Consider the following 25274-nt stretch of genomic DNA (forward strand, 5'->3'; position numbering starts at 1 on the left):
CCGTCAGACGAACGGCCAGGTGGCGTGCTGGACGCCGACGACGCAGAACATGGCGCCGCCCACCACGGTGTTGACCACCGGGAACCGTCGGTAGACGGCGAACAGCTGCTCCGGTCCCTGACTTCGCAGCGACAGGGCGATCAGGACGAGGTAGGTCGCCCCGGCGACCGCCGCGAACAGCCCGACGGACGGGTAGACCAGCACGGCGGCCAGCGCGTAGGCCGCTCCGCACAGCAGCAGCGTCCGGCGCCGCCCGAACAGGGTGGCGACGGTCGGCACCCCCGCCTCCTGGTCGGCGGTGATGTCGGGCACGGCGGAGTAGGCGTGCATGGCCATGCACCACAGCAGCGCCGGCAGCAGCACCCTCCAGGGCGGTGATCCGCCGCTCAGGGTCGCGTACGCGGCGATGCCGGGGGCGACGTACAAGATGTTGAAGGCGGCGTCCAGGACCGGACGGCTCTTGGCACGCACCGGCGGCATCGAGTAGCCCACACCGGTCAGCACGAACAGCAGCAACCACGGCCAGGCGTGGGGAAGGAACGGCACGAGGGCCAGGAACGGCAGGTTCAGGGCCAGGATGGCGACGACCAGGCCGCGCCGCTGACCGGGCTGGAGCAGGTTCTCGTAGTCCTGCTTCTTGGGGTTGAGCCGGTCGGTGTCGACGTCGTACAGGTCGTTCACGCCGTAGATGAGCAGGTTCGCCGGCAGCGTCAGATACAACCCGAGCAGCCACACCTCCACCGGCGGTCGCAGCGAGGTCGCGGCCAGGGCGATCATGAACGGCCCGAGCAGGTAGATCCAGAAACGCGGTCGCGAGACCCGGATCAGGGCGCGCAGCGTCGATACTGGGCCGGTGGATGAGGCGTTGCTGCGGTACCGGTGGCCGTTGGCGGCGCTGTTGGTCATCGCCGGGTTGGGCTTGGCGAACGCCCCGCTCCGGCCGGAGGTGTGGTGGGTCTCGGCGCTGGCCATCCTGGTGTTCTCCACTCCCGTGATCGTCGGGGCCGTCCGGTGGTTGGGTCCCCGGGGTGGGATCGGCCTGCTGGTGGCACTGGGTCTCTACGCGTTGGTGGTGGAGTCGGTCGCGGTGGCCACCGGGCTACCGTACGGCCGGTTCTCCTACAGCCAGGTGCTCGGTCCGCCGTTGCTCGGGCTGGCCCCGCCGACGGTGCTGCTGGCCTGGACGCCGTTGATCCTCGGCGCGCTGGCCATGACCCGGCGGGCGTGGGTCGCGGTGGTCCTGCTGGTCGCTGTGGACCTGGTGCTGGACCCGGCGGCGGTGCTGCTGGGGTTCTGGAGCTGGGACGAGCCCGGGATCTACTACGGCGTGCCACTCATCAACTTCTTCGGATGGGTGCTCTCCGGAGGCATCGCCGTGCTGGCGCTGCGCCGGCTTCCCCGACCGGTGCCCGGCCTGTTCGCCCGGAACCTGTGGCTGGTGCTCGTGTTCTGGTCCTCGGTGAACCTGTGGAGCGGGCAGTGGCTGCCGGCCGCCGTCGGTCTGGTGATGCTGATCGTTCTGGCCCCGCGCTACCGTCGGGTCCCATGAGCGCAGCGATCGTCATCGGGGGCGGCATCGGTGGACTGGCGAGCGCTGCGCTGCTGGCCAAGCAGGGTCACGACGTCACCGTGCTGGAGAAGAACCAGCTGGTGGGCGGTCGGGCGAACTACTTCGAGGCCGACGGCTTCCGGTTCGACATGGGGCCCTCGTGGTACCTGATGCCGGACATCTTCGAGCACTTCTTCGCCCTGCTGGGCGAGCGGGTGGAGGACCACCTCGACCTGATCCGCCTGGACCCGTCCTACCGGATCACGTTCCGCGGCACCGACCAGGTCGTCGACATGACCTCCGACCTCACCCGGGACGTGCCCACCTTCGAACGGCTGGAGCCGGGCAGCGGTCAGGCTCTGCGGGACTACCTGGACCGGGCCGAGGCGCAGTACCAGGTGGCCATCGACCGGTTCATGTACCGCAACACCAACGGCCTGCTCGACTTCTTCGACGTCCAGACGGCTCGTCAGGCCCGGCAGCTGCACGTGTTCGAGAACATGCACGACTACATCAGCCGGTCCTTCACCACCGACGCCGTCCGCAAGATCCTGGAGTACCAGCTGGTCTTCCTCGGGTCGTCGCCGTTCAACACCCCCGCGCTCTACAACATCTTGAGCCACATCGACTTTAACCTGGGCGTCTTCTACCCCCGGGGCGGGATCTACTCGATCGTCCAGGCCCTGGTCCGCCTCGGGCAGCAGCACGGGGTCACGCACCGCACCGAGGCGCCGGTGGCCGAGATCCTCACCGCCGGCCGCCGGGCGACCGGTGTGCGCCTCGCCTCGGGCGAGGAGCTCCGAGCCGATCTGGTGATCTCGAACGCCGACATGCACCACACCGAGACCGAGCTGCTGCCGACGGCGGCGCGCAGCCACCCGGAGCGGTCGTGGAAGCGGAAGGTGCTGGCGCCGAGCGCCTTCATCCTCTACCTCGGCGTCCGGGGCCGGCTGCCGCAGCTGACCCACCACAACCTGGCTTTCGGGCAGGACTGGCGCGCCGCCTTCGCCGACCTCTTCGACCGGCCGGCCTGGCCCGACGACCCGTCGTACTACGTCTGCGCCCCGAGCCGCACCGATCCCACCACGGCGCCGGCGGACCGGGAGAACCTGTTCGTCCTGGTCCCGCTGGCCCCGAGCCTGTCGATGACCGACGCCGACATCGCCCGCTACCGGCAGCGCACCCTCGAGCTGGTGGCCCGGGACTTCGACGTGCCGGACCTGCAGGACCGGATCGTCTTCGAGCGCAGCTACACCTCGCGGGACTTCACCGCCGACTACCACGCGTACGGGGGATCGGCCCTCGGTCTGGCCCACACGACGAAGCAGACCATCTTCCGGCCCCGCAACGTGAGCCGGAAGCTGACGAACCTCTACTACGTGGGCGCCGGCACCAACCCCGGCATCGGCATGCCGATCTGCCTGATCTCCGCTGAGCTGGTGCTGAAGCGCATCATCGGCGACCGCAGCCCCGGGCCCCTGCCCGTCCCGGCCGCGATCGGCGACGGACTCGGCGGCTGAGACGGGCTCAGCGGCTGAGGAGCTGCCGCCCGCGGAGCAGCTGCGGGTGGCGGGTCCGAGTCGGCACGGTCCACAGGTCGTGCCCGGCCAGGCCCTCTTGGGCCAGCAGCTGGTTGGCGGCCAGGAAACCGGTGGTGGCGGCCCGCTCCATCAGGGCCACGGGGAAGTCGCAGCGGATCCCGTCGCCGGCGAGCACGAGCCGCCGGTCGGGTGTGGCCACCTCGGGACGGCGGACCCAGGGGCCCGTGCCGACCAGCGGGCAGTCGTCCTCGACCAGCCACTCCTCCTGCACCACCGCGGCCGCCGCCGTCTCGGGGTAGACGCGGGCCAGCTCGGCGCGCAACGCGTCCCGGACGGACGCCTCGTCGGCATCCCCGGGCAGGGCGTACGCGTGGACCTCGACCACCGAGCCGTCGTGCTCCTGCGACCACCGGAGGGCCCCGGCCTCGAACCGTTCGAGCACGGTGATGTTGTCCAGCGGGCCGTAGCCGCTGGTGCCCAGGAACGCCGGCCGGTCGTCGGCGACCAGCCGGTCCAGCCACAGCCGCCAGACCGCGAACCGCGGCGCGTTGACCGTCTCCGCGATCCGCGCCCGCCAGTCGGGCTCGAGGGTGGTCAGGTCGGCGACCAGCTGTCGCGTGGTGCGCAGGTCGGTGGCCAGCACCGCCCAGTCGGCGTGCACGCTGCCGGCTTCGGTCTGCACCGCGACGCCGGGACCGTCGAGGGCCAGCGCCTCGATCCGCTCGGAGGTCCGGACCTCGACGCCGAGCCGCTCCAGGTAGTCGCCCAGGGGAGCCCAGAGCACGCTGTCGTAGTCGTCGACCGGGACGTCGAAGAGCAGGCCCTCCGACGAGCCCAGGAAGTAGGTGTGGAACATGCCGACCAGCTCACCGGCGGAGAACTCCTCCGGCCGGGCGAAGAAGCTGCGGGAGAACACCTCCAGGGCCAGGTGCCGGGCCTTGTCCGGGAACTTCAACCGGTCGAGGAAGGCCGCGGCGCTCTCCCCGTCGTGGTCGGAGAACGTCCGCGGGAAGTCCACGTCGAGCAGCTCCCAGACCGACGTGGTGTCGATCTGGGCGAGGTCGGCGGCGCGGAAGCTGGGGCTCTGGGCGACGAAGGCCGCCATGTTGAGCGGCGGGGTACGAGGGATCGTGGCGAAGGAGTCGCGAAGGCCGTTCGCGGCGACCAAGGGGTAGTCCGCCACGGCCGTCAGTCCGGAGAGGGTGGGATCGACTCGGCGGAGGAGGGCGCGGAGGTTGTAGTACTGACGGAAGAACGCGTGGAATCCACGGCTCATCGTCGTGCCGTCCTCCCGCGGCCAGGCCCGCACCCGGCCCCCGAGCTGACCGTGCTGCTCGAGCAGCGTCACCCGCACGCCGCGCTCGGCCAGACCGGCGGCGGCGGCGATGCCGGCGATCCCGCCGCCGAGGACGACGGCGGTCGGCTCACGGCCGTCGGTGGGGCGCAGGGCGCCGGGGGCAGCTGGGTGGCGTTCCGCCCGGCGGTCGTGACCGGGTCGCCAGGTGGCAGCGGACGGGCGGCGGGGGCTCAGCATGAGCCAGATGCTCCTTCGGCAACGCGCCGCCGAAGGATCGGGACGCCGTTCGGTCGTGACCAGGGACGGCCATCCTAGGTCGGTGTCCGGCAGGACCGTCGCTCCGAGCGTCGCGGTCCGCCCGAGGGAGGTGGCTCCGTTGCGGGGAGGCTCAGGCCGGCTTCCAGCCGGGCCAGGCCGACACCGCGGCGCCCCAGCGTCGGGCCACCCCAGCGGTCCGGTTGAGCTGGTCCTGGGCCTCGCTCCGCTCCGCCGGGGTGGTGGCCGCCGCCAGCCACAGGCCGCCGAACGGCAGCAGCGCCGTCTCCATCTGCCGCACCAGCTTGGCCGCGGTGGCGGCGTTGCGGGGGTTGGTGGAGGGAACGTACGCCGCGTCGGCGACGGGCACGTCGGCCTTGCGGTTCAACAGCCGGGCGGTCAGTCGGTCCCGCAGGATCCGGTGCCGCCGCAGCTCCGCGGCCGCGATGTCGCGACGGGAGCCGGTGAGCCGACCGAGGGCCAGCTGGTAGCCGTAGACGATCGCGTGCAGCTGCGCGACCACCTGCTGCTCGGCCTGGACGACGGGGAGCGCGGGCATCGGAGCCCGTGGCCGGGGGGCGGCAACCGTGGCCACGGTGGGCGCCGGCGTGTCACCGCCCAGATCCGCGTCGAGCAGGACGGAGCGCAGCTGCGTGGCCGACGTGGCCAACGAGCCCCACAGCAGAGCGGTCGTGCCGCCGCCGGTCAGGGCCGCCGCGCGGTGGGCGACGGCGGCCCGGGACTCGGCGGCGACCAGCTGGTCGACCGCCTTGGCGAAGGAAGGGGCCTTGGCGCTAGGACGCGGCGTGGCCGAGGGTGCGGTCGTCGTCGCTCCGGGGCCGGCGCTGTTCGGGTCGGTCGGGTCGCTCGACCGCAGCACGGCGGCGTGCGCCAGGTGCTGGTTTCGGATCGACGTGACCAGGCGGCGTCCGCTCCGGCCGAGGTCGTCGTGGCCGACGGAGAGCAGGGTTGTCGCGTACGCGGCGAGCCGGTCCTCCAGTGCCGCTCCCGCCACCGAGCCGGGGAAGACCGAGACCGACGGCTGCCCCGGGCCGGGGGTGGCACCACCGGTGGCGGACGGTCCGGCCCCGGCCGTCGGCGAGCCGGGCGCGCCGGGTGCCGTCGGTCCGCCGGGAGCACTGCAGCCGGCGAGCCCGGCGGTGCTCAGGGTCCCGGCGACCGCGGCCGTGCCGAGCAGGAACGTGCGACGCGACCACCGGTGCTGGGCGGCCGCGGAGATCACCCGCCGAACTTACCTCCGAACCGGGACCGCCGACCTGGTCGCCACGGCGCCCGGGCCGCCGGCCGCGAAATTCACTGAACGACGCGTTAACAAACCGTTGCTAGGCTGCGTCGTCAAGATGTCTTCCCGCGCCCCCGCCGCCGTCGCTGCGGGGAGACTGCCGGACCGACTTCGTGCGCTCGCCGAAAGTTTCCTGGCCGGGCCCGACGGGTTCTACCTGGCGGCGCTGCTGGTCCCGGCGGCCCTGTTCGACCTGACCCTGAGCTGGCTGCGGGTGACGTCCCAGTACGCCGCCCCCGGCGGCCTGGCCGCGCTCGGCCAGCTGCGCTCCGACCTCCTCGCCCACCTCGGGCTGGCCCTGCTCTGGGTGGTGGCCTTCGCGCTGCTGCGCCGCGGCTGGCCCCGCGTGGCGCTGCTGGTGGTCGCTCAGCTGAGCGTCGCGGCGTACCTGCTGTTCGCTGTGGTGGCCCACAGCTACTACCGCAAGAGCGGCTCGATCCTGGATGCCGGTGGCCTGCGGATGACCTTCGTCGACCCGGAGGCCACCCGCAACATCGCCGCCAGCGAGACCTCGGCGGCCAACCTCTGGTTGTTGGTCGGGGTGGCCGCGTACGCCGTCCTGGGACCGGTCCTCGGCTACCGCTTGCGCTACCGCGGTCGGTCGTCACGTGGAGCGTGGCTGCCGGGCGTGGGTGCACGTCGGCAGACCCCGCAGATGGTGGGTGGCGCCCGACGGCGGCTCTCGTTCCTGGCGACGACCACCGGTCTGGTCCTGGTGGTGATCTCGGCGGTGCCCACCTTCACCGGCGGTGGCGCCTTCTCGCGCAACCGGGCGCTGGACATCGCCCTCGAGCTCGGCTCCGGGGTGGTCGAGTCCGAACGCGCCGCAGCCGAGCGGCCGATCCTGTCGCCGACCCAGCTGGTCCGCGCGGGCGGTGCGTCGAGCGACTCCGGTGAGCGGCCGCGCAACGTCGTGGTGATCACGATGGAGTCGCTGCGGTCCGAGGCCACCACGATCGGCAACCCTGATCGCGACACCACCCCGTTCCTGGCCGACCTGGCCGAGCGCAGTCTCGTCGCCGAGAACGCGTACACGGTGGTGCCGCACACCTCCAAGGCCCTGACCGCCTCCAGCTGCGGCTACGCGCCGCCACTGGACACCAGGCTGACCGAGTCGGAGCCGGCCGGGCTGCCGTCGACCTGCCTGCCCGGTCTGTTGCGGGACCAGGGCTACCGGACGGGCTTCTTCCAGTCGGCGGTCGGGGAGTTCGAGCGTCGGCCGGACCTGATCCGCAACCTCGGCTACGACGACTTCTTCCCGGTGGAGGCGTTTCCCACCGCCGGATTCGGCCGGGCCAACTACTTCGGCTGGGAGGACGACATCATGGTCGAACCCAGTCGGGACTGGCTGCGGCAGCGGGGCGACCAGCCCTTCCTGCTGTCGTACCTGACCGTGACCGGCCATCACGACTACCGGCTGCCCGACACCTTTCCGCTGGAGCACCTGTCCGACGACGAGGAGCTCAACAACTACCTCAACGGGGCCCGCTACGTGGACCGGTTCGTGTCCAAGGTGTTCGCGATGCTGGCCGAGGAGGGCCACGCCGACGATACGGTGGTGGTGGTGATGGCCGACCACGGCGAGGGCTTCGGTGAGCACGGTCTCCGTCAGCACGACAACACCATCTACGACGAGGGCATCAAGGTCCCGTACCTCGTCTACGACCCCAGCGACCAGCGGGGCCGCTCGGTGCAGCGGCCGGTGACCACGATGAGCGTCCCGGCCACGGTGGCCGAGGCCCTGGGCCTCCGCCTCGAGGGTGGCCTCCCCCGGGAGGAGTCGCTGTCCGCGGACGGACCGGAGGAGCCGGTCCGGGTCGCCTGCCAGTCCGACAACCGCTGTCTGGCCTCGATCGAGGGCAGCACCAAGTACGTGCACCACTTCGGCAACCGGCCCGACGAGGTGTTCGACCTGGCCGACGACCCCGAGGAGCGCGACAACCGGATCGCCCAGGTCGATCCGGAGCGGCTCAAGGCGCTGCGGGCCGACCTGCTGCACTGGCGCAGCGAGATCCGCTCGGAGTACGCCGCCCACCACTCCCGCTGACCGGGGACCTACGGTGGGCGTGGAACAATCGCCCCAACGCGTGCCGACCACTGTGTCGGTGGCACTCACAACTGCTCGACACAATCGGATCGTGGGTCACGGAGGACGTATGAAAGACAGCCAGCTGAGTTCGTTGTTGACCCCGATCCTGGCGCACTACGCACTCGAGCTCGAGGACATCGACGTGATGCCGGCGGGCAAGCGCCGGCTGCTGCGGGTGGTCGTGGACGGCGACGGACCCGAGGGACGCGGTCCGCTGCTGGACGACATCGCCGAGGCCACCAAGGCGATCTCCGCCTTCCTGGACACCTCCGACGTGGTCGGGTCGGCCGCGTACACCCTCGAGGTGTCGAGCCGCGGCATCAACCGCCCGCTGACCATGGAACGGCACTGGCGCCGGAACCGGGGTCGCCTGGTCAAGGCGGACCTGACCGACGGGTCGTCGGTGACCGGGCGGATCGGCGACGTCGACGAGGCCGGGGTCACCCTGGACGTCGAGGGCACGCCCCGCCGGCTCGGCTACGGCGACGTGGCCAAGGCGATCGTGCAGGTGGAGTTCAACCGGCCGGCTGCGGACGCACCGGACGACGACGAGGAACTCGTGGAGCAGGACGAGACGAGCGAGGAGGAGGTCTGAGATGGACATCGACATGTCGGTGCTGCGGCTGATGGAGCGGGAGAAGGACCTGCCGCTCGATCTGCTGATCCAGGCGATCGAGGAGGCGCTGATCACGGCGTACGACAAGACCGACGGCGCCGTGGCCGGGGCGAGGGTGCAGCTGGACCGCAAGTCCGGCCACGTCGCGGTGATGGTGCCCGAGACCGATGACGACGGAGCGGTGGTCGGTGAGTACGACGGCACCCCCGACGGCTTCGGCCGGGTGGCCGCCTCGACCGCCCGCCAGGTGATCTTCCAGCGGCTGCGGGACGCCGAGGACGAGCAGAAGTACGGCCACTTCGCCGGTGTGGAGGGCGACATCGTCTCCGGCGTCGTGCAGCAGGGCCGGGACACCCGCACGGTGCTCGTCGACCTCGGCAAGATCGAGGCGATCATGCCGCTGTCGGAGCAGGTGCCGGGGGAGTCGTACGCGCACGGCACCCGGCTCAAGGTCTACGTGGTGTCGGTGCGCAAGGAGCTGCGCGGACCGCAGGTCGTGGTCTCGCGGACCCACCCGGGGCTGGTCGAGCGGCTGTTCAAGCTCGAGGTCCCCGAGATCGCCGACGGCACCGTGGAGGTCAAGGCGGTGGCCCGGGAGGCCGGGCACCGCAGCAAGATCGCGGTGGTGTCGACCAAGCGCGAGGTGAGTGCCAAGGGCGCCTGCATCGGTCCGATGGGTCAGCGGGTGCGGGCGGTGATGCACGAGCTGAACGAGGAGAAGATCGACATCATCGACTGGTCCCCGGACGCGGCTCGGTTCGTCGGCCAGGCGCTGTCACCGGCCAAGGTCTCCTCGGTCACCGTGGTCGACGAGGCCGCGCGCGCGGCCCGCGTCGTGGTGCCCGACTACCAGCTGTCCCTGGCGATCGGTCGGGAGGGTCAGAACGCCCGGCTCGCGGCGCGACTGACCGGCTGGCGGATCGACATCCGCTCGGACACCGAGAAGCCCGAGGCCTGAGGAGCGCCGCGTACGCTGGTCCGCGTGTCCGCTCCACTCCGCACCTGCATCGGGTGTCGCGAGCAGGCGGCCAAGGGCGACCTGCTGCGGGTGACGTGGCGCGGCGAGCACGGACCCGCGGCTGATCCCCGGCAGATCGCCCCGGGCCGGGGTGCCTACCTGCACCGGCGGTCGGTCTGCCTGCAGCTGGCGATCAAGCGCCGCTCTGCCGGCCGGGCCCTGCGCGTGACCGGGGTGGATCCGGACGCGCTGTCGGCCACGGTGGGACCCCACCTGGACGCAGCGGACCGGTGATCGCGACGACGACTTCGCGAAAACGCGGTGAGTGGGCATAGAATCGCGGATTGGACCTGCCTCCTCCTGGGGGCGGGTGATTCGAGCAAGTGCTGGTCGCCTCGTCGACCAGCGCCGAACCAGAAGGTGGGCATCACGCTCATGACCTCTCGATGAGAACCGCTCAATGAGCATGCACAACAACTAACTGGTCCGGCGTCACGCAACGACCCGGGCCGCCATCAAGGAGAGCAGTGGCAAAGACCCGGGTCTACGAGCTCGCGAAAGAGCTCGGAGTCGAGAGCAAGACCGTCCTCAGCACGCTGAAGGACATGGGGGAGTTCGTACGATCGGCCTCCTCCACCATCGAGCCGCCCGTCGAACGGCGTCTCAAGGAGAAGTTCGGTGGCTCGGACGGTTCCTCGTCCAAGCCGGCCGCGAGATCTGCGGCCCCCAGCCGCCCCGCCCAGACCGGCGACGCCCGTCCCGGGGACACCCGTCCAGGCGCACCGCGTCCCGGCGGACCGACCCCGTCCCGGCCCGGCAGCGGACAGGCATCCGGTGCTCCGGCCACCCGCTCGAGCAGCGGATCCACCGGTGGTGCGCCGACCGGCGGTCCGGTCCGACCCGGCCCGCGTCCCGCGACCCCGGGCCCCCGTCCGGCCCAGGCCACCCCGGCGGCTCCGGCCGCCGCCACGGCCCCGGCTGAGACGGTCACCCCGGCTCCGACGCCGTCGGTCGAGACCCCCCGCAGCCCGCAGCCGACCACCGAGTCGTCCGCGCCGCAGCCCACCGCGGAGACGCCGACGGCCCCCCAGCCGTCGGGCGCGTCGTCGTCGGCGCCCCGCGCCCCCGAGAGCGGGCGTCCCGGCGCCGTGCCGCGAGCACCGGGCCAGCCCGGGCCCCGGCCTGACCAGCGTCCGGACCAGCGTCGGGGTGAGCAGGCCGCTCGCGCCGACCAGCCGCGCCGTACCGACGGTCCGGCGCGTCCGGAGCCGACCTCTCGTCCCGGTGCGCCGGGCGCACCCGGAGCGGCTCAGCCCGGTCCGCGGCCGCGTCCGGGTGGCACCGGTGGACTGCCCGGGGGCACCCCCGGTCCGCGTCGTACCGGTGGTGCGCCGCGTCCGGGCAACAACCCGTTCGCCCCCTCGCAGGGCATGGGACAGTCCCGTCCGCCGCGTCCCAGCAGCACCGACGCCGCTCGCCCGGGTGGCCCCCGGCCGCCGGCCGGTCGTGGGCCCGGAGGTCCTGGTGGCCCCGGTGGACCCGGTGGACCTCGCCCCGGTGGCGGTGGCGGCGTGTCCGGCATGCCGCGCCCCAACCCGGCGATGATGCCCAAGCAGAGCTCGGGCCAGCTCGGTTCGCCCGCCCGCGGCGGCGGTCGTCCGGGAGCCCCCGGCGGTCGTGGCCGTGGTGGTGCCCCGGGTCGTCCCGGTGGCGGTCCCGGCGGTCCTCCCGCGGGTCGCGGTGGCCGTGGTGGCCGCGGCGGCACCCAGGGTGCGTTCGGTCGCGCCGGGGGGCCGGTCCGTCGTGGTCGCAAGTCGAAGCGTCAGCGTCGTCAAGAGTTCGACCAGATGCAGGCGCCGGAGATCGGCGGCGTCCGCGTACGCCAGGGTGACGGCCAGACCGTCCGACTGGCTCGCGGTGCCTCGCTGACCGACCTGTCGGAGAAGATCAACGTCGACGTGTCGTCGCTGGTCCAGGTGCTGTTCAACCTGGGCGAGATGGTGACGGCCACCCAGACCGTGTCCGAGGACACGCTCCAGGTGCTCGCCGGCGAGCTCAACTACAAGATCGAGGTCGTCTCGCCCGAGGACGAGGACCGCGAGCTGCTGGAGAGCTTCGACATCGAGTTCGGCGAGAACGAGGGCGGCGAGGACGACCTCGAGGCTCGTCCGCCGGTCGTCACCGTCATGGGTCACGTCGACCACGGCAAGACCAAGCTGCTCGACGCGATCCGCAAGACCAACGTGGTCGCCGGTGAGGCGGGTGGCATCACCCAGGCCATCGGTGCCTACCAGGTGGCCACGGAGGTCGACGGCGACGAGCGCAAGATCACCTTCATCGACACCCCGGGCCACGAGGCGTTCACCGCCATGCGTGCCCGTGGGGCCAAGTCGACCGACATCGCCGTGCTGGTGGTGGCGGCCGATGACGGTGTGATGCCGCAGACCATCGAGGCGCTCAACCACGCCCTGGCGGCCGAGGTGCCGGTCGTGGTCGCGGTCAACAAGGTCGACCGTGAGGGTGCGGACCCGACCAAGGTTCGTGGTCAGCTCACCGAGTACGGCCTGGTGCCCGAGGAGTACGGCGGCGACACGATGTTCGTCGACGTCTCCGCGGTGACCGGACAGGGACTGGACGAGCTGCTCGAAGCGGTCATCCTGACCGCCGACGCGGCGCTGGACCTGCGCGCGAACCCCGAGATGGACGGTCAGGGTGTGGCCATCGAGGCGCACCTCGACAAGGGTCGTGGCGCGGTCGCCACCGTCCTGGTCCAGCGCGGGACGCTGCACGTCGGCGACTCGATCGTGGCCGGCACCGGCTACGGCCGGGTCCGGGCGCTGCTCGACGACCACGGCCACAACGTGACCGAGGCTCCGCCCTCGTTCCCGGTGCAGGTCCTCGGTCTGACCGCGGTCCCGGGAGCCGGCGACAGCTTCATCGTCGTCGAGGACGACCGGATGGCTCGCCAGATCGCCGAACGGCGCGGGGCCCGGCTCCGGATGGCGGCCCAGGCGGCCGGCACTCGGCGCAAGACCCTCGACCAGCTCTTCGAGCAGCTCGAGAAGGGCGAGACGCAGGAGCTGCGCCTCATCCTCAAGGGCGACGGCGCCGGTTCGGTCGAGGCCCTGGAGGACGCGCTGGCCAAGATCGACGTCGGCGACGAGGTCAGCCTGCGGGTCATCGACCGCGGTGTCGGTGCGATCACCGAGACCAACGTCAGCCTGGCGGCGGCGTCGGACGCGGTCATCGTGGGCTTCAACGTGCGCCCGCAGGGCAAGGCCACCGAGATGGCGGACCGCGAGAACGTGGACATCCGCTACTACTCGGTGATCTACTCCGCGATCGACGAGATCGAGGCGGCCCTGAAGGGCATGCTGAAGCCGATCTACGAGGAGGTCCAGCTGGGCCAGGCGGAGATCCGCGAGATCTTCCGCTCCTCGAAGGCCGGCATCATCGCGGGTTGCATGGTGACCAGCGGCATCATGCGGCGCAACGCCAAGGCGCGGCTGCTGCGGGAGGGCGTGGTCATCTCCGACACCAGCATCGCGTCGCTGCGTCGCGAGAAGGACGACGCCACCGAGGTGCGGGAGGGTTACGAGTGTGGTCTCACGCTCAACAACTACTCCGACATCCGCACCGGAGACGTGGTCGAGACCTACGAGATGCGCGAAAAAGCACGGAGCTGAGAATGGTCGTACGGGACCCCGGGCCGCTGGTCGGTCCGGGGTCCCGTACGTCTTGGCCGCGCCTGACCCCCCCTGGGTCGGGTTCCGCCCAGCATCGCGGCGCTCGCTGCCTTCGTTAGAGTCGGTGCGCTGGGGCCGCGAGGCAACGCCCGACCCACCCGAACCCGACCCAGGGCGGGTCAGCCGCTCGATCAGATGTGCCGATCAGCGGATCGGGGTCACGTACGACCTGTTGTAGAAGGAGACTGGACATGGTTTCGCCACGGGTGTTGAAGCTCGCTGAGGACATCAAGGTGATTGCCGCGGAGATGCTGAAGCGGCGGGTCAAGGACCCGCGGCTGGGGTTCGTGACGATCACCGACGTGCGGCTGACCGGCGACAGCCGGGACGCGCAGCTCTACTACACGGCGTTCGGGACGCCCGAGGAGCAGGCGAACACGGCCGCGGCGCTGCACTCGGCGACCGGGATGATCCGGTCCCAGGTCGGCAAGCAGCTGGGGTTGAAGTTCACTCCGAGTCTGGTGTTCGTGCCCGACGTCGTGCCCGAGACGGCGCGGCAGCTGGAGGACCTGCTGGCGGCGGCCAAGGACGGCGACGCGAAGGTGGCCGAGCAGGCTGCCGGTGCGGTGTACGCCGGCGATCCCGATCCGTACAAGCATCCTGACGACGACCCCGAAGACGACGCCGACTCCGACGCCGACTCCGACGCCGACGTCGACGACGAGCGCGCCTGACGTGGCCGCCGGTCGGACCGGGTCCGGTCCGCCGGCGGGGGTACTGGTCGTCGACAAGCCTGCCGGTCGGACGTCCCACCAGGTCGTCGGCTGGGCGCGGCGGGTGCTCGGCACCCGGAAGATCGGGCACGCCGGCACGCTGGACCCGATGGCCACCGGCGTGCTGGTGCTCGGCGTCGGCCGGGCCACCCGCCTCCTGGGTCAGCTGGCGTTGACCGACAAGACGTACGAGGCGACCATCAGGCTCGGACAGGCCACGGTCACCGACGACGCCGAGGGCGAGCTGACCTCGGCTCCGGGAGCCCGGGAGGTCGCCGACGGCGCCATCGAGACGGCGCTGGTCGATCTCAGGGGCACGATCGAGCAGGTGCCGTCCTCGGTGTCGGCGATCAAGGTCGGGGGTGTCCGCTCCTACGCCCGGGTGCGGTCCGGTGAGGACGTCGCCCTGGCGGCCCGGACCGTGACCGTCACCCGCTTCGAGGTGCTGACCCGCCGCGACCGGACTGCCGACGACGGCACCCCGGTGGTCGACCTGACAGTGGTGGTCGACTGCAGCTCCGGGACCTACGTCCGCGCCCTGGCCCGCGACCTCGGCTCGGCGCTCGGCACCGACGGGCACCTGACCGCCCTGCGCCGCACGCGGGTGGGGCCGTTCGTGCTGGCCGAGGCGCAGGACCTGGAGACCGACGACGTGGTGGTCACCCCGATCGCCGAGGTCGCCCGCCGGTGCTTCACCTCCCTCGACCTGACCGACGAGCAGGCGGCTGACGTCCGCTTCGGCCGACGGCTGCCCGGCACCTCGCTGCCGGGCGAGCGCACCGCGGTCTTCGCCCCGGAGGGCGAGTTCCTCGCGCTCTACCGGCCCGACGGTGACGACGCGGTGGCCGAGGCGGTCTTCGTCGGCTGAGGCCGCCCCGTCCGCGGAGCGCCCGGATCCCGGGCTGCCTCATCACTGACGCCGGAGGTGGGCCGGCGGCGCGGACGTGCGTGGTTAACTGGCGCTGTTTTCGTCCTGCCCAGGCCCGCCCCGTGCGGAAGGAGCTCGGTTGAACCCCCGATCGGTCGTCGTCATCGGCAACTTCGACGGTGTGCACCGGGGCCACGTCGGGCTGCTCCAGCTGGCCCGGAAGTCCGAACCCGAGGCTCGGCTCGTGGCCGTGACGTTCTGGCCGCACCCGATGTCGGTGGTGCGACCCGATCAGGCTCCCGATCTGCTCTGCTCCCTCGAACGGCGCCGCGAGCTGCTCCTCCGGGCCGGCGTGGACGAGGTGGTGGTGCTGGACTTCACCGCGGAGGTGGCCAGCTGGAGCCCGGAGGAGTTCGTCGACCGGGTGCTGCGACCGCTGCGGCCGGTCCGGATCGTGGTGGGGGAGAACTTCCGGTTCGGCTTCCGGGCGGCGGGAGATCCGGCCCTGCTGGCGTCTCTCGGGGCGGGGGAGTTCGTGGTGGACGCGGTGCCGCTGTTCTCCGACGGCGCCCAGCCGAGCTCGTCGACCCTGATCCGCCACGCGCTCGGTGAGGGCGACCTCGGCCGGGTCCGCGAGCTGAGCGACCAGGTCTTCCGGATGACCGGCGTGGTGGTCCAGGGCGACCAGCGCGGCCGCGAGATGGGCTTCCCGACCGCCAACATCGCCCCGGCCGACGGCCTGGCCGTGCCCGCTGACGGCGTGTACGCCGGCTGGGTCACCCGCCTCGACGACCCGGGGGCCCCGCGCTGGCCGGCGGCCATCTCGGTCGGCACCAACCCGACCTTCGACGGGGTCGAGCGCCGGGTGGAGGCGTACGTGCTGGATCGCGACGACCTCGAGCTGTACGGCGTGGAGATCGCCATCGACTTCTACGCCCGGTTGCGCGGCCAGGTGAAGTACCGCGGCATGGAGGCGTTGATCGAGCAGATGCACGCCGACGTCGAGCAGGTGCGCCACCTCCTGCACGCGGTCTAAAGGAGCCCGCTCGCGACGAGGACGTGCGTTCACCGGCTACGTCGTCGCACTTCGCGAAGGCGAAGAGCGTGCCCTCGCTCATCGCTCCTCCGCACGCCGGGCACGTCCTCTTCCCGCTCACGGGCCTGAACGGGCCCGCTCGCGAGGAGGACGTGCGTTCACCGGCTACGTCGTCGCACGTCCTCTTCCCGCTCGCGGGCCTGAGTCAGGCGACGTCGACCTCGGTCTGGCCGGCGAGCTCGGCGACCAGGTCCGTCGCGAAGCTGCCGGGACCCGGGATCTGGGCGTTCGCCACGCCGGCGGCGGTGGCCAGCCTCAGCGCCGTGCCCAGGTCGTCGCCCCGGTCGAGAGCCGTCAACAACCCGCCGAGGTAGGCGTCGCCGCTGCCGACCGAGAACCGGCCGCGCAGCTTCGGCGCGGTCATCCGGTAGGTCCGACCGTCCGGGCCCAGACCGAGCGACCCGGCAGCCCCGTCGGTCAGCACGACCGTCCCGCCGCTCTTCGCCTGGAGCCGTGCGGCCATCTGGGTCAGTGGCGTGCCGGGATCGACGCCAAGCACCGCGGCCGCCTCCGAGCGGTTGATCTTCACCAGCTCCGGGTGGCTGTGCAGCAACGGCACCAGCGAGGCGCCGTGGGTGTCGGCGGCCACCCGGCAGCCGGCGTGGTGGGCCAGCTCGGCCAGCTCGGCCAGTCCGGTCGGCGGCAGTCCCCGTGGCGGACCACCCGCGATGACCAGCCAGCCCGGCCGGTCGCTGAGCTCGGCGGTCAGCGCCTCCCGGGCCTGGGTCCAGACGTCCGCGGGGATGGGCTCGGCGTACTCGTACAGCTCGGTCAGGTCGTCGGAGTCCGCCGCGCTGATCGACACGCAGGTCCGGGTGAGCACGGGGGTGGTGACCCGGTGCACAGCGATCTCGGCTCGAGCGAGCTCGTCGGCCAGCCAGTCGCCGGTCCACCCGCCCAGCACGGCCACGATCGAGACGTCGGCCCCGAGCGCCGCGGCGGCCCGGGCCAGGTTGAGCGGCTTGCCCCCGGCCCGGCGCACCACCTCCGTCGGCCGGTGGATCCGACCGAGCTCGAGGTGGTCCACCAGGTAGGTGAGGTCGACCGAGGGCGTCAGGCCGGCGACGGTGATCATCTCGCCACCCTAGGGGCAGCCCCTCCGGCCCTGTCGTGGTCGGCCGGCCCCGCGCGTCGTGCCTTTCCGTCGCGAGTGGCCGTGTGTCGTGCCTCCACGTGCTGACGCCCCCTTTCACGCACTCGCGCCCCTCTGCGAGGGGTGCGCCGGCGGGTGAAAGGGGGCGTCAGCGATGGCCGGGCCCGGGGTCGGGGCTAGAAGCTGAACTTCTCCATGGCCAGCAGCGGCTTGATCCGGCGCTCGACGTCGCCGACGGCGAAGTAGCGGCGGACCGCGGACCGGCCGTAGACGTTGCCGATCGAGCCCATCACCATGGCCTGGTCCAGCGACAGGTAGCGCTTGGCCACCGTGCCCGACTTCACCGCGATGGCGTCGTAGAAACCGCCCTCGCCGTACGCGTCGTGCTCGCGGGTCAGCTTCACCAGGTTGTCGTACGCCTGGCGGGGCTCGTGGTGCATGGCCAGGAAGAGGGCGTGCGGGGTGACCACGCCGTCGCCGTACGTCGGCTTCGGGTTCTCACCGGGCCGGAACGACCCGAAGCCCTTGTCGAAGTTGGTCTTCTCCGCGTCGGAGAAGTAGCCGTCGGGGTTGAGGCCGATGGCGTCGACGCCGTACTCGCGGTAGCCGCCGCCCGGCTCGCTGGCGGGGGAGAAGCCCCAGAACCCGTAGCCGGCCTCCTCCAAGCCGTGCTTGCGGTGGATCGCCACGGTGTTGCGGTGGTTCGGACCCCACGAGCGGGGCGCCCAGCGCTCCTCCGGCACGAACATGTCGGGCATCAGGGACTCGAACATGGAGCCGCCCCAGCCGGGCACCGCCTTGAGGCCGAGGTGAGAGTAGACCCCCTCATGACGTCGATGCCGAGGTAGGTCCGGGTCTGGCCCGTCGGCTGCTGCTCCTGCCACTGCCAGTCCTTGCTGGCGGGGAAGGTGCGCCAGGTGCCGAAGTAGAGCTTGGCCGGGACCTGACCGCGGGCGATCGCGATGTAGGAGGCGATCCGGGTCTCCGACACCGTGGTGTCGTAGTGGAAGGCCGTGTAGCTGACGTCCGGCCCGCTGCCCAGGAAGTTCCCCACCTGGATCGCCTCGCCGGGCTTCGGCTCGCCGTCCCAGAAGCCGCCCTTCATCAACCCGGCCCCGCCGACGCCGACGGTGGGGTTGTAGTAGGCCTTGAAGTTCATCGGGCGCAGCACCTCGTGCGCCAGCCGGGCGTTCGCGGGATCGGCGTTGCCCACCACCATCAGGGCGGCCGCCAGCCAGCCGTTGTCGACGCTGGACAGGAACGGGTAGACCCGGTTGCCGTCGACCGGCCACGTGGTGAGCACCTCACCGGTGGCCTCGTCGTACCAGTTGTAGTACATGCCGCTCGGGGCGTGACGGTCGAGCCGGTCGAGCGTACGGAGCGTCTGTCGGATCCGCCGGCTGCACTCGCCCCGGGAGATGAGACCGAGATCGCGAGCGACCACGGCGCTCCACAGGTAGCCGCCGATGTTGGTGGGGGAGGTGTAGCCGCTGCGGTTCTTCTCGGCCAGCGGGCCGGCCAGGTTGTCCGCGGTGAGCCCGGTCTTCTCGTCGGTCATGGCGACCAGGCTCGCCCAGGTGTCGGCGGCCCAGCGCCGGATGCGTGCGGGGGTGGTGGGCCGGTGGCGGTCGGCTCCGGGCGAGGCGGCGGCGGTGGGGAGGGACGAACCCAGGGCGCCGGCGGCGGCCAGGGAGGCGCCTCCGAGCAGAAGACCTCGGCGGGAAACGGCGGTCATGGGCGACTCCTTCGTCGGTGCCGCGTCGGGTGCGGCAGGCTGTAAGCGCTTTCAGAACAGTCCCCACCGTACGGAAGTACGGTGGTGGGGTCAAGGGCGTCGCCCGTCGCGGGGCACGGCGACGACGGCGGGATTGGGTGTTCGTTCACGGCCGCTGGTAACCTGACAGATGCCGTTCGAACGGCCGCGGAAACCCAAGAGCTCCCACCGCACACCGTGTGCACCTCGCAAGAGGACGTCAGGGGGCGCCGCGCAACGGGAAACCGAAGGGAGAACTGAGTGTCTTTCGACGCTGCAGAGAAGAAGAAGACCATCGCCGAGTACGCGACCAGCGAAGGCGACACCGGATCCCCGGAGGTCCAGGTCGCGGTGCTCACCAAGCGGATCGCGCACCTGACCGAGCACCTCAAGGAGCACAAGCACGACCACCACAGCCGCCGCGGCCTCATGCTGCTCGTCGGCCAGCGTCGTCGCCTGCTCAACTACGTGGCCAAGACCGACATCGAGCGGTACCGGTCGCTGATCGAGCGTCTCGGCCTGCGCCGCTGACCTCGCCGGAGCGGTTCTCCGCAGTCCCGTCGCGACGCAGGAGGACCGCTTCGCTGCTTCACCCACAACTTCAGAACAACTGAACAGCCACGAACCATCGGTGATTGCATCCCACACGAGCTCACGAGCGCATGCTCGGTCTCCGGTAGTGGTCTTCGGGACCTGGCTCCTCTGGGAGCGGCCCCGCGGACCTCGATCGAAGACCGGCTCTCGCCTCGTACAGTCCTCCGTCACGACGACGGGGCAGCAGGCGATGACGCACGTCAGCCCAGGGTGTGTGGATGCAGTCCCACAACGACGCCACCAACGGCGTCAGAGTAGGAGCATCCCTGTGGAGGGACCCGACCTTCAGTTCACTGAGGCGACCATCGACAACGGAGCGCACGGCAAGCACGTCGTCCGCTTCGAGTCCGGTCTCCTCGCCCGCCAGGCCGCCGGCTCGGCGGTGGTGTACCTCGACGAGGACACCATGCTGCTCTCGGCCACGACGGCCCAGAGCAAGCCCCGCGACTCCATCGACTTCTTCCCCCTGACGGTGGACGTCGAGGAGCGGATGTACGCCGCGGGCCGCATCCCCGGCTCGTTCTTCCGCCGCGAGGGCCGCCCCAGTGAGGGCGCCATCCTCACCTGCCGGCTGATCGACCGCCCGCTGCGGCCCTGCTTCGTCAAGGGTCTGCGCAACGAGGTCCAGGTCGTCGTCACGGTGATGGCCCTGAACCCGAACAAGACCTACGACGTGGTCGCCATCAACGCGGCCTCGCTGTCCACCCAGCTCGCCGGGCTGCCGTTCACCGGCCCGATCGGCGGCGTCCGCGTCGCCCTCATCGGCGACCAGTGGGTCGGCTTCCCCGACGTCGACCAGCTGGCGAACGCCACCTTCGACATGGTGGTCGCCGGTCGCGTCCTCGAGGACGGTGACGTCGCGATCATGATGGTCGAGGCCGAGTCCACCGAGGAGACCTGGGCCCTGGTCGGCGAAGGCCGCACCGCCCCCACCGAAGAGGTCGTGGCCGCGGGCCTCGAGGCCGCCAAGCCGTTCCTCAAGGCCCTCTGCGACGCGCAGGCCGAGCTGGTCGCCAAGCTCCCGGCCAAGAAGACGGCGGAGTTCCCGATCTTCCTGGACTATTCCGACGACGTGTACGCCCGCGTGTCCGAGGTGGCCACCGGTGAGCTGTCGGAGGTCATGTCGATCGCCGACAAGCAGAACCGCGAGGAGTCGACCGAGGTCCTCAAGGACAAGATCAAGTCCCAGCTCGCGCCGGAGTTCGAGGGTCGCGAGAAGGAGATCACCGGCGCCTACCGCGCGCTGACCAAGAAGCTGGTCCGGCAGAAGATCCTCACCGACAAGGTGCGCATCGACGGTCGCGGCGTGGCCGACATCCGGACGCTGTCCGCCGAGGTCGCCGTGGTCCCGCGGGTGCACGGCTCGGCGCTGTTCCAGCGCGGCGAGACCCAGATCCTGGGCATCACCACGCTGAACATGCTCGGCCTGGAGCAGAAGCTGGACACGCTGGCGCCGGAGAAGACCAAGCGCTACATGCACAACTACAACTTCCCGCCCTACTCCACCGGTGAGACCGGTCGGGTCGGGTCGCCGAAGCGGCGCGAGATCGGTCACGGAGCGCTCGCCGAGCGCGCCCTGGTGCCGGTGCTGCCGACGCGCGAGGAGTTCCCGTACGCGATCCGTCAGGTGTCCGAGGCTCTCGGGTCCAACGGCTCCACCTCGATGGGCTCGGTCTGCGCCTCGACGCTGGCCCTGCTCAACGCCGGTGTGCCGCTGCGCGCCCCGGTCGCCGGCATCGCCATGGGGCTGGTGTCCGACACCGTCGACGGGGAGACCTCCTACGTCGCGCTGACCGACATCCTGGGAGCCGAGGACGCCTTCGGTGACATGGACTTCAAGGTCGCCGGCACCAAGGAGTTCATCACCGCCCTGCAGCTGGACACCAAGCTCGCCGGCATCCCGGCCTCGGTGCTGGCGCAGGCGCTGACCCAGGCCAAGGACGCCCGGCTCACCCTGCTCGAGGTGATGGCCGAGGCCATCGACACCCCCGACGAGATGAGCCTGTTCGCGCCGCGGATCATCACGGTGAAGATCCCGGTCGACAAGATCGGCGAGGTCATCGGCCCGAAGGGCAAGGTGATCAACCAGATCCAGGACGACACCGGTGCCGACATCAGCATCGAGGACGACGGCACCATCTACATCGGGGCCGACTCCGGCGAGAAGGCCGAGGCCGCCCGGGCCATGGTCAACGCCATCGCCAACCCGACGATGCCGGAGAAGGGCGAGCGCTACCTCGGTACGGTCGTCAAGATCACCGCGTTCGGCGCCTTCGTCTCGCTGCTGCCCGGCAAGGACGGCCTGCTGCACATCTCCAAGCTGCGTCCGCTGGCCGGCGGCGCGCGGGTGGAGAACGTGGAGGACGTGGTCAGCGTCGGTCAGAAGATCCAGGTGGAGATCAACGAGGTCGACGACCGCGGCAAGCTGTCGCTGATCCCCGTGGTCGAGGAGACCGCTGCTGTCTGAGACAGCTGAGGAGACCGGCCGCTCGTCGAGCGGCCGGTTTTCTCGTCCCACGGGCGCCGACGGCGGGCCCCGCGCCTACCGCAGCGGGGAGATCCGCCGCACCATGCTGCCCAGCGGTCTGCAGGTCGTCACCGAGGAGATGTCCAGCAGCCGTGCCTTCTGCGTCGGGTTCTTCGCCCGCGTCGGCTCCCGGCAGGAGAGCAGCCGGCTGCACGGCGCCTCGCACTTCCTCGAGCACGTCCTGTTCAAGGGGACACCGCGGCGGACCGCCGAGGAGATCTCGTACGCGGTCGAGTCGGTGGGTGGTGAGCTGAACGCCTACACCGCCAAGGAGCACACCTGCTTCCATGCGCGGGTGATGGCCGACGACGCCGAGCTGGTGGTCGACGTGCTGTCGGACATGATCACCGACTCGCTGCTGCTGGGCCGCGACATCGACGCCGAGCGGGATGTGATCATGGACGAGATCGCCATGCACCACGACGATCCCGGCGAGGTGGCCGGCGACCTGGTGACGTCGGCGATCTTCGGTGATCATGGTCTGGGACGCCCGGTGATCGGCTCGGCGCGCAGCATCACGGCCCTGCGACGCAACCAGGTCGACGCCTACTGGCGCCGCCACTACCGAGCAGGGGAGATCGTCGTCGCGGCCGCCGGTTCGGTCGACCACGACCGGCTGGTGGAGCAGCTCGGGTCCTTCGCCGCCTTCGGTGACCAGGCCCGGTCCCCGCGTCGCGTCCCCCGCCCGTCGGCCCCGACGGTCGCCCGGGGTGGTCCGCGGGTCGTCTCCGCGGTCCGCGACTCGGCGCAGGTGTCGGCGATCCTGGCGGCCGGCTGTCCCGGGATGTTCGACGACCGACGCTACGCGCTCGGACTGCTGTCCCTGGTGCTCGGTGGCGGGATGTCGTCGCGGCTGTTCCTGGAGGTCCGGGAGCGCCGTGGGCTGGCGTACTCGATCGAGGCGGGGGAGAGCGTCTACAGCGACGCCGGGCTGTTCTCGATCGACTGGCAGTGCGCCCCCGAGCGGCTGACCGAGATCCTCGGCGTCGTCCGCCGGGTGACCGGGGAGCTGGCCGAGACGGGTCTGGCCGAACGCGAGCTCGCCCAGGCCAAGACCCAGCTGCGCGGGCAGACCATCCTCGGCTACGAGGGTCCCAACTCCCGGATGAGCCGCCTCGGGGGCAGCGCGGTGAGCGGGGAGGACCGCCCGCTCGAGGAGCACCTGGCCCGCTACGACGCGGTCACCGCCGAGCAGGTGCAGGAGATGGCGCAGCAGCTCTTCGCCGCCGGCCCGGTGCTCGGTGTGGTCGGTCCCAAGGTCGCCCGCCGGCCGCTGGAGTCGATCCTCGACCGCTGGTGATCACCACGCCGGATCGGAGCCGGTGGTCGCCGGGGCGCCGGTAGGTTGGGCGAGGTCGGCGATCTGGCTTCGTCGGCGTACGACCCAGGTGAGGAGAGCAGATGGCCGCGGTGGATCGTCGCGCTCCGCTCCTGGGCTCCGCGGTGTCTCGCTCGTTCGTCGCGCTGCGGGAGGACGATGACCGTGTCGTCCCGGAGCGCTCCTGCACTCCCGAGAGGCTTTGCTGATGACCGAAACGCAGATCGCGGTGGGTGTGTTCGGGGCCGCCGGGCGGATGGGCGCCGAGGTGTGCCGGGCCGTCCAGGCGGCGCCGGACCTGGAGCTGGTGGCGCAGCTGGACGTCGGCGACGACCGCGCACCGGCCACCGCGGCGCAGGTGATGGTCGACTTCACCCACCCCGACGCCGTGCTGGACAACCTGTCCTGGTGCATCGAGAACCGGATCCACGCCGTGGTGGGCACCACCGGCTTCACCGAGGACCGGCTTGCGCAGCTGCGCTGGGCGCTGGGCTCGGCACCTGGGGTGGGGATCGTGGTGGCGGCCAACTTCTCGGTCGGTGCGGTCCTGATGATGCACTTCGCGGAGCAGGCGGCCCGGTTCTACGAGAGCGTGGAGATCATCGAGCTGCACCACCCGGACAAGGCCGACGCGCCGTCCGGCACCGCGACCACCACCGCCCGTCGGATCGCCGCAGCGCGGGACGCGGCGTCGCGACCGGCCATCCCCGACGCCACCACCCAGGAGGTCCCCGGGGCCCGCGGAGCCGACATCGAGGGCATCCGGGTGCACGGGGTCCGGCTTCGGGGACTGGTGGCCCACCAGGAGGTGCTGTTCGGTGATCCGGGCGAGACCCTCACCGTCCGCCACGACTCCTTCGACCGGGTGTCCTTCATGCCGGGCGTGCTCGCCGCCGTCCGGGCCGTGGTGGACCGCCCCGGCCTCACCATCGGCATCGACGACCTGCTGGGCATCGGCTGATGAGCGGACCGCCGGAGTCGACGCCGCCCGAACCGAGGCCCGCCGGATCGCTGCCGCCGGGCGGCAACCGGCGGCCCGACTTCGTGGCCCCGGGCTCGGCCGACGCCACCCAGGTCCAGCCGGCCGTCCGACCGACGGCGGACTCCACCCGCGTGCTGCCGCCCGTCCCCGGCACCACCGTCCAGCCCGCAGCCCCTGACGGCGCGTACGCCGACGTCGGCCACCCTCCGCGCAGCCCCCGCTCGCGCACCGTGATGATCGCGGTGATCAGCGTGCTGGCCGTGCTCGCGGTGCTGATCGCCGGTGACCGGGTGGCGAACGCCGTCGCCGAGAACACCCTGGCCACCCAGCTCCAGTCGGAGCTGAGCACACCCACCAAGCCAGAGGTGACCATCGGCGGCTTCCCGTTCGTCACCCAGGTGCTGGGCGGTTCGTTCTCCTCCGTGCGGGTGACCGCCACCGACGCGACGGTGCAGGGGGAGACGGCCGCTGTCGCGGTCAGCCACCTCGACGCCACGTTGACCGACATCACCACCGCCGACCGCTTCCAGACCATCGTGGCCGGCCGGGGCGACGCCACGGCGCTGGTCGACTGGGGCGGGGTGAGCTCGCTGGCCGGCCAGCAGGTCAGCTACGTGGCCGACGACCGGATGCGGATCGACTTCTCGGTGCCGATCGGCCGGCTGTCCATCGACGGGTTCCTCACGGGGAGGCCGCAGCTCGACGTCGACGCCCAGACGATCACGGTGGCCGACCCCCAGGTCAGCGTGGCCTCGGTCGACGTCCCCCAGGCCGTCGTCGACGCCGTCTCCCGCATCGTGCTGCGGCCCTTCCCGATCGAGAACCTCCCGTACGACATCTCCGTCACCGGCCTCACCGTGCAACCCGACGGCGTGCTGCTGTCCGGGACCGGCGAGGACATCCCCGTCCGCGGCCGCTGACCTCCGCGCCGCCCGATCTCCGGCCTGACCGCGAGGGCGCGCTCGGTGTCGGCACG

The 25274-nt window shown here is 71.5% G+C and carries 21 protein-coding genes; 15 read left to right on the forward strand and 6 right to left on the reverse strand.

Annotation, left to right across the window (positions count from 1 at the left end; all coding sequences use genetic code 11):
• Positions 1–3 precede the first annotated feature (3 nt).
• Positions 4–972: a prenyltransferase gene (locus tag ABD714_RS16970; RefSeq protein WP_344813626.1), complete on the reverse strand. Its 969-nt coding sequence runs from the start codon at positions 970–972 to the stop codon at positions 4–6.
• Here ABD714_RS16970 and ABD714_RS16975 point away from each other — a divergent pair.
• On the forward strand, positions 947–1549 hold the full coding sequence (locus ABD714_RS16975; protein WP_344813627.1) for a carotenoid biosynthesis protein: 603 nt from the start codon (positions 947–949) through the stop codon (positions 1547–1549). The two genes, ABD714_RS16970 and ABD714_RS16975, sit on opposite strands and share 26 nt — an antisense overlap.
• Positions 1546–3069, forward strand: coding sequence for a phytoene desaturase family protein (locus tag ABD714_RS16980; protein WP_344813628.1), 1524 nt, complete (start codon positions 1546–1548; stop codon positions 3067–3069). The genes ABD714_RS16975 and ABD714_RS16980 overlap by 4 nt, the downstream gene beginning before the upstream one ends.
• A gap of 7 nt (positions 3070–3076) precedes the next feature.
• On the opposite strand, the gene ABD714_RS16985 is transcribed toward ABD714_RS16980, so the two are convergent.
• Together ABD714_RS16985 and ABD714_RS16990 are read right to left on the reverse strand one after the other, a co-directional pair.
• On the reverse strand, positions 3077–4624 hold the full coding sequence (locus tag ABD714_RS16985; RefSeq protein WP_344813629.1) for an FAD-dependent oxidoreductase: 1548 nt from the start codon (positions 4622–4624) through the stop codon (positions 3077–3079).
• A 151-nt stretch (positions 4625–4775) separates the two neighbouring features.
• Positions 4776–5885, reverse strand: a complete 1110-nt coding sequence (locus tag ABD714_RS16990) for a DUF4439 domain-containing protein (RefSeq protein WP_344813630.1) — start codon at positions 5883–5885, stop codon at positions 4776–4778.
• A gap of 118 nt (positions 5886–6003) precedes the next feature.
• On the opposite strand from ABD714_RS16990, the gene ABD714_RS16995 reads away from it, so the two are divergent.
• From ABD714_RS16995 to ABD714_RS17030, 8 genes are all read left to right on the forward strand, one after another.
• Positions 6004–7992, forward strand: a complete 1989-nt coding sequence (locus ABD714_RS16995; RefSeq protein ID WP_344813631.1) for an LTA synthase family protein — start codon at positions 6004–6006, stop codon at positions 7990–7992.
• 109 nt (positions 7993–8101) lie between these two features.
• Complete coding sequence (gene rimP, locus ABD714_RS17000; protein WP_344813632.1) at positions 8102–8629, forward strand: ribosome maturation factor RimP; 528 nt, start codon at positions 8102–8104, stop codon at positions 8627–8629.
• A 1-nt stretch (position 8630) separates the two neighbouring features.
• Positions 8631–9608 (forward strand): transcription termination factor NusA, encoded by a 978-nt coding sequence (gene nusA, locus ABD714_RS17005; protein ID WP_344813633.1) that lies wholly within the window; start codon positions 8631–8633, stop codon positions 9606–9608.
• A gap of 24 nt (positions 9609–9632) precedes the next feature.
• Positions 9633–9902, forward strand: coding sequence for a YlxR family protein (locus ABD714_RS17010; protein ID WP_344813634.1), 270 nt, complete (start codon positions 9633–9635; stop codon positions 9900–9902).
• A gap of 233 nt (positions 9903–10135) precedes the next feature.
• Entirely contained in the window at positions 10136–13294 is a 3159-nt protein-coding gene (gene infB / locus ABD714_RS17015; protein WP_344813635.1) for a translation initiation factor IF-2, read from the forward strand.
• Between the two features lie 245 nt (positions 13295–13539).
• Complete coding sequence (gene rbfA, locus ABD714_RS17020) at positions 13540–14028, forward strand: 30S ribosome-binding factor RbfA (RefSeq protein ID WP_344813826.1); 489 nt, start codon at positions 13540–13542, stop codon at positions 14026–14028.
• A gap of 1 nt (position 14029) precedes the next feature.
• Positions 14030–14935 (forward strand): tRNA pseudouridine(55) synthase TruB, encoded by a 906-nt coding sequence (gene truB / locus ABD714_RS17025; RefSeq protein ID WP_344813636.1) that lies wholly within the window; start codon positions 14030–14032, stop codon positions 14933–14935.
• A gap of 139 nt (positions 14936–15074) precedes the next feature.
• Complete coding sequence (locus tag ABD714_RS17030; protein ID WP_344813637.1) at positions 15075–15971, forward strand: bifunctional riboflavin kinase/FAD synthetase; 897 nt, start codon at positions 15075–15077, stop codon at positions 15969–15971.
• A gap of 205 nt (positions 15972–16176) precedes the next feature.
• Here ABD714_RS17030 and ABD714_RS17035 read toward each other — a convergent pair whose 3' ends face one another.
• From ABD714_RS17035 to ABD714_RS17045, 3 genes are all read right to left on the reverse strand, one after another.
• Complete coding sequence (locus ABD714_RS17035) at positions 16177–17106, reverse strand: 1-phosphofructokinase family hexose kinase (protein ID WP_344813638.1); 930 nt, start codon at positions 17104–17106, stop codon at positions 16177–16179.
• A gap of 194 nt (positions 17107–17300) precedes the next feature.
• Positions 17301–17897, reverse strand: a complete 597-nt coding sequence (locus tag ABD714_RS17040) for a glucoamylase family protein (protein ID WP_344813639.1) — start codon at positions 17895–17897, stop codon at positions 17301–17303.
• Positions 17882–18859 carry a DUF3131 domain-containing protein gene (locus ABD714_RS17045; RefSeq protein ID WP_344813640.1) on the reverse strand — a complete coding sequence of 326 codons (978 nt, stop codon included), beginning with the start codon at positions 18857–18859 and terminating at the stop codon, positions 17882–17884. Before ABD714_RS17045 ends, ABD714_RS17040 begins: the two co-directional genes overlap by 16 nt.
• A 279-nt stretch (positions 18860–19138) precedes the next feature.
• Between ABD714_RS17045 and rpsO the strand changes: the two genes are divergently transcribed.
• From rpsO to ABD714_RS17070, 5 genes are all read left to right on the forward strand, one after another.
• Positions 19139–19408, forward strand: coding sequence for a 30S ribosomal protein S15 (gene rpsO, locus ABD714_RS17050; protein ID WP_344813641.1), 270 nt, complete (start codon positions 19139–19141; stop codon positions 19406–19408).
• Between the two features lie 331 nt (positions 19409–19739).
• Positions 19740–21938, forward strand: a complete 2199-nt coding sequence (locus tag ABD714_RS17055) for a polyribonucleotide nucleotidyltransferase (protein WP_344813642.1) — start codon at positions 19740–19742, stop codon at positions 21936–21938.
• 103 nt (positions 21939–22041) lie between these two features.
• Positions 22042–23298, forward strand: coding sequence for a M16 family metallopeptidase (locus tag ABD714_RS17060; protein WP_344813643.1), 1257 nt, complete (start codon positions 22042–22044; stop codon positions 23296–23298).
• Positions 23299–23524: 226 nt separating this feature from the next.
• Entirely contained in the window at positions 23525–24277 is a 753-nt protein-coding gene (dapB, locus tag ABD714_RS17065; RefSeq protein ID WP_344813644.1) for a 4-hydroxy-tetrahydrodipicolinate reductase, read from the forward strand.
• Complete coding sequence (locus tag ABD714_RS17070) at positions 24277–25218, forward strand: LmeA family phospholipid-binding protein (RefSeq protein ID WP_344813645.1); 942 nt, start codon at positions 24277–24279, stop codon at positions 25216–25218. The genes dapB and ABD714_RS17070 overlap by 1 nt, the downstream gene beginning before the upstream one ends.
• The last annotated feature ends 56 nt before the right edge of the window (positions 25219–25274 follow it).

It is taken from the genome of Microlunatus aurantiacus (assembly GCF_039536605.1).
GTDB lineage: Bacteria > Actinomycetota > Actinomycetes > Propionibacteriales > Propionibacteriaceae > Microlunatus > Microlunatus aurantiacus.

Coding starts and splice junctions, on each gene's coding strand:
- ABD714_RS16970 (WP_344813626.1), bottom strand. CDS start 972: ATGGCCAGCGCCGAGACCCACCACACCTCCGGCCGGAGCGGGGCGTTC.
- ABD714_RS16980 (WP_344813628.1), top strand. CDS start 1,546: ATGAGCGCAGCGATCGTCATCGGGGGCGGCATCGGTGGACTGGCGAGC.
- ABD714_RS16985 (WP_344813629.1), bottom strand. CDS start 4,624: ATGCTGAGCCCCCGCCGCCCGTCCGCTGCCACCTGGCGACCCGGTCAC.
- ABD714_RS16995 (WP_344813631.1), top strand. CDS start 6,004: ATGTCTTCCCGCGCCCCCGCCGCCGTCGCTGCGGGGAGACTGCCGGAC.
- rimP (WP_344813632.1), top strand. CDS start 8,102: ATGAAAGACAGCCAGCTGAGTTCGTTGTTGACCCCGATCCTGGCGCAC.
- nusA (WP_344813633.1), top strand. CDS start 8,631: ATGGACATCGACATGTCGGTGCTGCGGCTGATGGAGCGGGAGAAGGAC.
- ABD714_RS17035 (WP_344813638.1), bottom strand. CDS start 17,106: ATGATCACCGTCGCCGGCCTGACGCCCTCGGTCGACCTCACCTACCTG.
- ABD714_RS17040 (WP_344813639.1), bottom strand. CDS start 17,897: ATGTTCGAGTCCCTGATGCCCGACATGTTCGTGCCGGAGGAGCGCTGG.
- ABD714_RS17045 (WP_344813640.1), bottom strand. CDS start 18,859: ATGACCGCCGTTTCCCGCCGAGGTCTTCTGCTCGGAGGCGCCTCCCTG.
- ABD714_RS17060 (WP_344813643.1), top strand. CDS start 22,042: ATGCTGCCCAGCGGTCTGCAGGTCGTCACCGAGGAGATGTCCAGCAGC.
- dapB (WP_344813644.1), top strand. CDS start 23,525: ATGACCGAAACGCAGATCGCGGTGGGTGTGTTCGGGGCCGCCGGGCGG.
- ABD714_RS17070 (WP_344813645.1), top strand. CDS start 24,277: ATGAGCGGACCGCCGGAGTCGACGCCGCCCGAACCGAGGCCCGCCGGA.